Genomic DNA, 6,137 nt, shown 5'->3' on the forward strand with positions numbered 1-6,137 from the left:
CCGAGGAGTGTTCCATCGTGGGTCAGGTTTCCGCATCGCAGTCGATCGACATCACCGCCGCCCCGGACACCGTCATCGGAGCCCTCGCCGACTACAACGATGTGCGCCCGGCGATCCTCCCGGCGCACTACCGCGACTACAAGGTCATCAGCGGCGGCAACGGCGACGGCACCGTCGTGCATTGGATTCTGCAGGCCTCGGAGAAGCGACAGCGCGACGTCCAGGCGACCGTCAGCGTGACCCCCGACACCGTGACCGAACGCGACGCCAACTCCACCATGGTGACGACCTACACGGTCGCCCCGTCGGCCGGCGGATCGCGTGTCACCACCACAACCAGCTGGAAGGGCGCCGGCGGCATCGGCGGGTTCTTCGAGAAGACCTTCGCGCCCAAGGCGATCAACCGCATCCAGGCCGAGGTGCTCGGCAATCTCAAGAAGCGCCTCGAGAACTGACGTCTCGGAGGAGGGGCCGGGCCCGGCCCTCGCCGCTCCCGATCCGGGACGGCGTCGACTCGACGCGGGTGGTCTTGCGGGCGGGGCCGGAATCCACCGTGGCCGAGGCACTACTGGCGTCGCCGAGTCTCGCGGGTCTCGGGATCGAGGAATTGCACGCCCGTGCCGCGGCCGGCGAGATCGTCGATGCCGACGGTCGGCCCGTCGACCTCGACGCGCCGTCACGGGTGAACGTCTCGCTCTACCTCTACCGCGACCTGCCCGACGAGGTCCCGATCCCGTTCGACGTCCCGGTGCTCTACCACGACGAGAACATCGTCGTCGTGGACAAACCGCACTTCCTGTCCACGATGCCGCGGGGTCGTCACGTGACGCAGACCGCGCTGGTCCGACTCCGCCGCGAACTGGGCAGCGACACGATCTCCCCGGCCCACCGCCTCGACCGGCTCACCGCCGGTGTGCTGCTCTTCACGCTGCGTCCCGAGGTGCGGGCCGCCTACCAGGACCTCTTCGCCTCCCGGTTGGCACGCAAGGAGTACCGCGCGCTGGCGCCGGTCGACGAGCGACTCGCCGAGACCGTGACCGTGCGCGACCGGATCGAGAAAACCGCCGGTGACCTGCGGGCCCGCGTCGTCGACGGCCCGGTGAACGCCATCAGCGACATCACCCTCGTCGAACAGACCGACCGCGGCGGTGTCTACCGGCTGGTGCCGCACACCGGACGCACCCACCAGCTGCGGCTGCACATGGCGTCGCTCGGTATGCCCATCGTCGACGATCCGCTGTATCCCGAGGTCCGCCCCGAACTCGCGGAGCGCCCGGACCACGGGGACTTCTCGGCCCCGCTGCGGCTCGTCGCCCATGCTCTCGAGTTCACGGACCCGCTCGACGGGACGGAGCGGCGGTTCGAGAGCCGTCGCACGGTGGCGTTCTGAAAACCGCCCCTGAAAACCACCCCTGACATCGACCCTCCAGCGGACGGGCGCCGACATATCGTCCGCGGCGGACTCCTGGAGGGTGCATCGCAGGGGCGTTTTTCAGGGACGGACCTCGATACGGCCCTCGGCTTGCGCCTCGGACCTACTCGGCCGGCGGGGTGGCGGTCCCTCGGCGTGCGCCTCGGGCCTACTCGGCCGGCGGGGTGGCGGTCCCTGGGCGTGCGCCTCGGGCCTACCGGTCGCCGGGGTGACGGTCCCTGGGGCTAGCGGAACGCTGGTTGAGTAGCCGAGGAGCGCAGCGACGAGGCGTATCGAAACCACTACCCTGGCGACCGTGACCATCCGCGCGTCGTACGAACGACACCCCGACCTGGGCTGCGAGGCCGTCGTGTTCATCGACGACGAGTCGCTGGCGTGTTTCCAGATCCAGCGGGACCTCACCGGCGGCCCGCGCGCCGACGAACACTGCGTCACCACCGGGGCGAGTGCGCCCGTCTACGGCGGGATCGTCGAGTGGCGGCGCGTCGACGACCGTTTCGAGTTCTCGCTCACACGACGGGCCGGTCATCTGTTCGGCGACGAGGTGCTGTCCTTCGAGATCAGCCCGGTGGACGAGGTCAGCGTCGACGACATCGCCGCGCATGTCGATCGATTGCTGCGCTGACCCGGGGGCTACCCTGGACGGCGTGACGCAACCATTCGATCCCAGCGCATTGTTCGGCGGCGGCCAGGGCGGCGAGAACCCGATGGCGGGTCTGCTGGCCCAGGCGCAGCAGATGCAGGAGAAGCTCCTGTCTGCACAGAACGAGATCGCCGCGGCGGAGATCGTCGGGAGCGCGGGCAACGGCCTGGTCACCGTGACCGGCAACGGCACCGGCGAGGTGACCGCGGTGTCCATCGATCCCAAGGTCGTCGACCCCGAAGATGTCGAGACCCTGCAGGATCTGCTGCTCGGCGCGCTCGCCGATCTGTCGCAGAAGCGTGAGCAGCTCACGAGCGAGAAGATGGGTCCGCTGGCCGGAGGCCTCGGCGGCGGCATCCCCGGGCTCGGCGGCTGATCGCGCCCGCCGCGCGATCCTTCCCACCACACCAGAGAACCCGGGCACGCGATGTATGAAGGACCGATCCAGGATCTGATCGATGAACTGGCCAAACAGCCGGGGCTCGGTCCGAAGGGTGCGCAGCGAATCGCATTCCACCTGCTCGCCGGGGAGAAGTCCGACATCGACCGGCTGGTCGCGGCGCTCGGACGCGTCCGCGACGACGTCGTGTTCTGCGCCGAATGCGGCAACGTGTCGGCGAATCGGCTGTGCCGCATCTGCTCCGACTCACGACGCGACGCCACCAAGATCTGCGTCGTCGAAGAACCCAAGGACGTGCACGCGATCGAGCGGACCAAGGAGTTCACCGGCCGCTACCACGTGCTCGGCGGGGCACTCGATCCGTTGTCGGGGATCGGACCCGACCAGCTCCGCATCCGTGAGCTGCTGCGTCGGCTCGCCAATCAGGAGGACGGCGTCGACGTCAGCGAGGTGATCGTCGCGACCGACCCCAACACCGAGGGCGAGGCCACCGCCACCTACCTGCAGCGCATGCTCAAAGACTTCCCCGGGCTGTCGGTGACGCGCCTGGCGTCGGGTCTGCCGATGGGCGGCGACCTCGAGTTCGCCGACGAACTGACCCTCGGCCGGGCGCTGTCCGGCCGTCGAATCCTGGCCTGAAGGCCGAACGCAGACGGTTCTCGTGTGCCCGGCTAGGGTCGGGGAGTGATATCGCTGCAGCGGGGGCGTCAACGAGTCCGGGTGATCGCGCTGGTCGTGGCCGCGGTGGCCGCGGTCGGTCTGCTGGACACGGTGCGCGCCGTGCCGCTCGCCGCGGCTGCGGACACCGAACTGGACTGGACGGCATGTCCGGCCGTCCACGGTGTCCCGGCGAACGTCCGTTGCGCTGCGGTCGAGGTCCCGCTGGATCACGCCGAACCGAACGGACCCACGATCGAGCTCCTCGTGAGTCGCATTCCCGCGCGGGAACCGTCGCAGCGGCGCGGTGTCCTGATGGGCAATCCGGGAGGTCCCGGCGGCGATGCGATCGCGATGTTCAGTCAGCTGCGCGTACCGGACGAGGTGCGCGACCAGTGGGATCTCGTTGCGGTGCAGCCCCGGGGCCTGGTGTCGGGCACGCCGCTGAAATGTGCTCCGCTCACCGGATCGGAAGCCGAGATCTACACTGCCGCAGGCAAACTCAACCGCAATCGGTGTGCACGGCGCACGCCCGGCCTAGGGTCGACACTGACCACGGAGAACACCGCGCGTGACATCGAGGTGGTTCGCCGGAAGCTCGGCGAGACCAAGATCAGCTTGTATGGGATCTCCTACGGGACATTGCTCTTCGGGACCTACGCAACGTTGTTCCCTCAGCGTGTCGACCGATTGGTCCTCGATTCCGGCTTCGACCCAGGCCTCGTGTGGAACGCCCTCCTCGACGCGCAGACTCCCGGGTACAAGGCTCGCGTTCACGCCATGATGGCGTGGATCGCGCGCCACGACCATATCTACCGACTGGGGACGACTCCGCTTGCGGTGTACCGGAAGTGGAGCGACCGGGTCAGTGCCGAGGCGGGTGTCCCGCCGTCACTGGTTGCACCGCCGGCACAGGTCGGGGACGTCCCGCCGGGCCTCCGCGCCGTCGCCGACCAGTACATCGCCGGTACCGACCTCACCGCGGATGCGCGTGCACGGTTCGAGAACTTCGCCGCGACACTGCTGACATCCGGTTCGGTGCAGGCGAATTCGGGACTGCTGATTCTCACACAGGCGTTCGCGCCCGATCGGAACTATTGGCCGGTCATCGCGATGATGACGGCCGGTACAGCACGGAAGCTCGCCGAACCCTCACCCGCGGTACTCGAAGCCGCGTCGATCTCACAGGACATGCAGGGTGCCGTCCTGTGCAACGAGAACCAGGCACCGGCTGACCCGTCGTCGAGCCTGGCAGCGTTCATCACCGGCTACGTCACCGCAGATCCGTTCGAGGCGCCCGGCTTGATCTACCGGTCGGGGATGGCCTGTGCGGGAGCTGCTCCGCTCACCCGTCCGATCCCGATCCGGAATCGTGGACTCGCCGTCCGCCCGCTGCAGATCCAGAGTGTCGGAGACCCCCAGACGCCGTATCGTGGCAGCCTCGTCATGCGCCGGCAGATGGACAGCCACCTGATCACCGTGGGCGGCGGCGACCATGGGCAGTTGGGCCGCGCGAACCGGCCGCTCGATGCCGCGATCGCCGAATACCTGCGGACCGGTCGGACAGGCGTGACCCGGGTCCCGGAGGCGCCGATCACCGCGCCGTTGACGAAACTTCCGTCGGGCCTGTTCACGGGTGTGGGGGTGCGGTGACGGCGTCCGACATCGTCGCCCCGGAGATCGGTGCGCGGGTCGCCGAACTCGCCGCCCAGCTCGACTCGGGGATCGTCGCGATCGACGGCCCGTCCGGGGCCGGGAAGTCCACGGTCGCGGATCTGCTGGTGGCGCAGCTACGAGAACGGGGCGCCGGGGTGACGCTGGTGCGCACCGACGATTTCGCCTCGTGGGACGACCCGGTCGCCTGGTGGCCCGAGCTGGAACTGGATGTGCTGCACTCCTTCGTCCGGCGACGGGACTACCGCTACCGTCCTCGGGTGTGGCGCGACGGCGTCGCGACGCCCGGACCGCAGGTGTGGATCGAGTGGCAGCCGCTGCTGATCATCGAGGGGGTGTCATCGGCGCGGCGCCGGATCGCCGACCGGCTGGCCCACGCCCTGTGGCTCGACGGCGGAACCGAGGCGGAACGCCTGGAGCGGGCCGTCGCGCGGGACGGCGAGGAGTCGCGGGTGCACCTGCAGCAATGGCAGGAGTTCGAGCGCGGCTGGTTCGCCGTCGACCGCACCCGCGAACGCTGCGTCGTGCTGGATTAGTTGCCCGTCCACGGCTCGCGGTTACTGTCGGATATGGGCACCCGACGGCAGTTTCGTGATCTCGCGGAGCTCGACGCGCAGCTGATCGACTGTCGTGCATGCCCGCGGCTTGTCGAATGGCGCGAACAGGTGGCACGGGAGAAGCGCCGGGCGTTCGCCGACCAGGAGTACTGGGGGCGGCCGGTCCCGGGCATCGGACCGGCGGATGCGCGGTTACTGATCGTGGGTCTGGCGCCGGCCGCCCACGGCGGCAACCGCACCGGCCGGATGTTCACCGGCGACCAGTCCGGTGACTTCCTGTTCTCCGCCATGTACCTCGCCGGCCTGGTGAGTCAACCGCATTCGGTGTCGATGGACGACGGGCTCGAACTTTTCGACACCAGGATCACCGCGCCCGTGCACTGCGCCCCGCCACAGAACAAGCCGACCGTCGAAGAGCGGGACCGATGCTCGCACTGGCTACATGGCGAGCTCGAATTGCTCGCTCCGACAACGCGTTCGGTGATCACGCTGGGCGCCTTCGGCTGGCAGTCGACGCTGCGCACGTTCGGTGCGCTCGGTTGGACGGTGCCGCGGCCTGCGCCGAAGTTCGGGCACGGGGCGTCGACGATTCTGACCCGCGACGGCGCGACCCTCGAGGTGTTCGGGTGCTACCACGTGAGTCAGCACAACACCTTCACCGGCAGGCTGACCGTCGAGATGCTCGTGGACGTGCTGAAGGCGGCGGCGAGGTCAGCGGGGATTGACCTGGGGGAGTGAGCTGTACGAGTGGTTTCGACACGGCTCCTCGCTGCG

At 68.9% G+C, this 6,137-nt stretch carries 8 protein-coding genes; all 8 read left to right on the top strand.

The window, feature by feature from the left end; all coding sequences use genetic code 11:
* Positions 1-17 precede the first annotated feature (17 nt).
* Positions 18-455, top strand: a complete 438-nt coding sequence (locus OK17_RS12200; protein WP_006866539.1) for an SRPBCC family protein — start codon at positions 18-20, stop codon at positions 453-455.
* A gap of 41 nt (positions 456-496) precedes the next feature.
* The gene (locus tag OK17_RS12205; RefSeq protein WP_461417606.1) at positions 497-1,390 is read left to right on the top strand and encodes a pseudouridine synthase; all 894 of its coding nucleotides are present in this window, start codon (positions 497-499) and stop codon (positions 1,388-1,390) included.
* Positions 1,391-1,727: 337 nt separating this feature from the next.
* Complete coding sequence (locus tag OK17_RS12210) at positions 1,728-2,057, top strand: hypothetical protein (protein ID WP_232715691.1); 330 nt, start codon at positions 1,728-1,730, stop codon at positions 2,055-2,057.
* Positions 2,035-2,451, top strand: coding sequence for a YbaB/EbfC family nucleoid-associated protein (locus OK17_RS12215; RefSeq protein ID WP_005199059.1), 417 nt, complete (start codon positions 2,035-2,037; stop codon positions 2,449-2,451). The genes OK17_RS12210 and OK17_RS12215 overlap by 23 nt, the downstream gene beginning before the upstream one ends.
* Positions 2,452-2,502: 51 nt before the next feature.
* Positions 2,503-3,114, top strand: a complete 612-nt coding sequence (recR, locus tag OK17_RS12220; protein ID WP_006866543.1) for a recombination mediator RecR — start codon at positions 2,503-2,505, stop codon at positions 3,112-3,114.
* Between the two features lie 81 nt (positions 3,115-3,195).
* Positions 3,196-4,785 carry an alpha/beta fold hydrolase gene (locus tag OK17_RS12225; RefSeq protein WP_461417602.1) on the top strand — a complete coding sequence of 530 codons (1,590 nt, stop codon included), beginning with the start codon at positions 3,196-3,198 and terminating at the stop codon, positions 4,783-4,785.
* A complete protein-coding gene (locus OK17_RS12230; protein WP_461417603.1) occupies positions 4,782-5,342 on the top strand; it encodes a uridine kinase family protein in 561 nt (186 codons plus the stop codon). The genes OK17_RS12225 and OK17_RS12230 overlap by 4 nt, the downstream gene beginning before the upstream one ends.
* Before the next feature lie 33 nt (positions 5,343-5,375).
* A complete protein-coding gene (locus OK17_RS12235; RefSeq protein WP_461417604.1) occupies positions 5,376-6,101 on the top strand; it encodes a uracil-DNA glycosylase in 726 nt (241 codons plus the stop codon).
* The last annotated feature ends 36 nt before the right edge of the window (positions 6,102-6,137 follow it).

Source organism: Gordonia sp. GN26 (assembly GCF_054823965.1).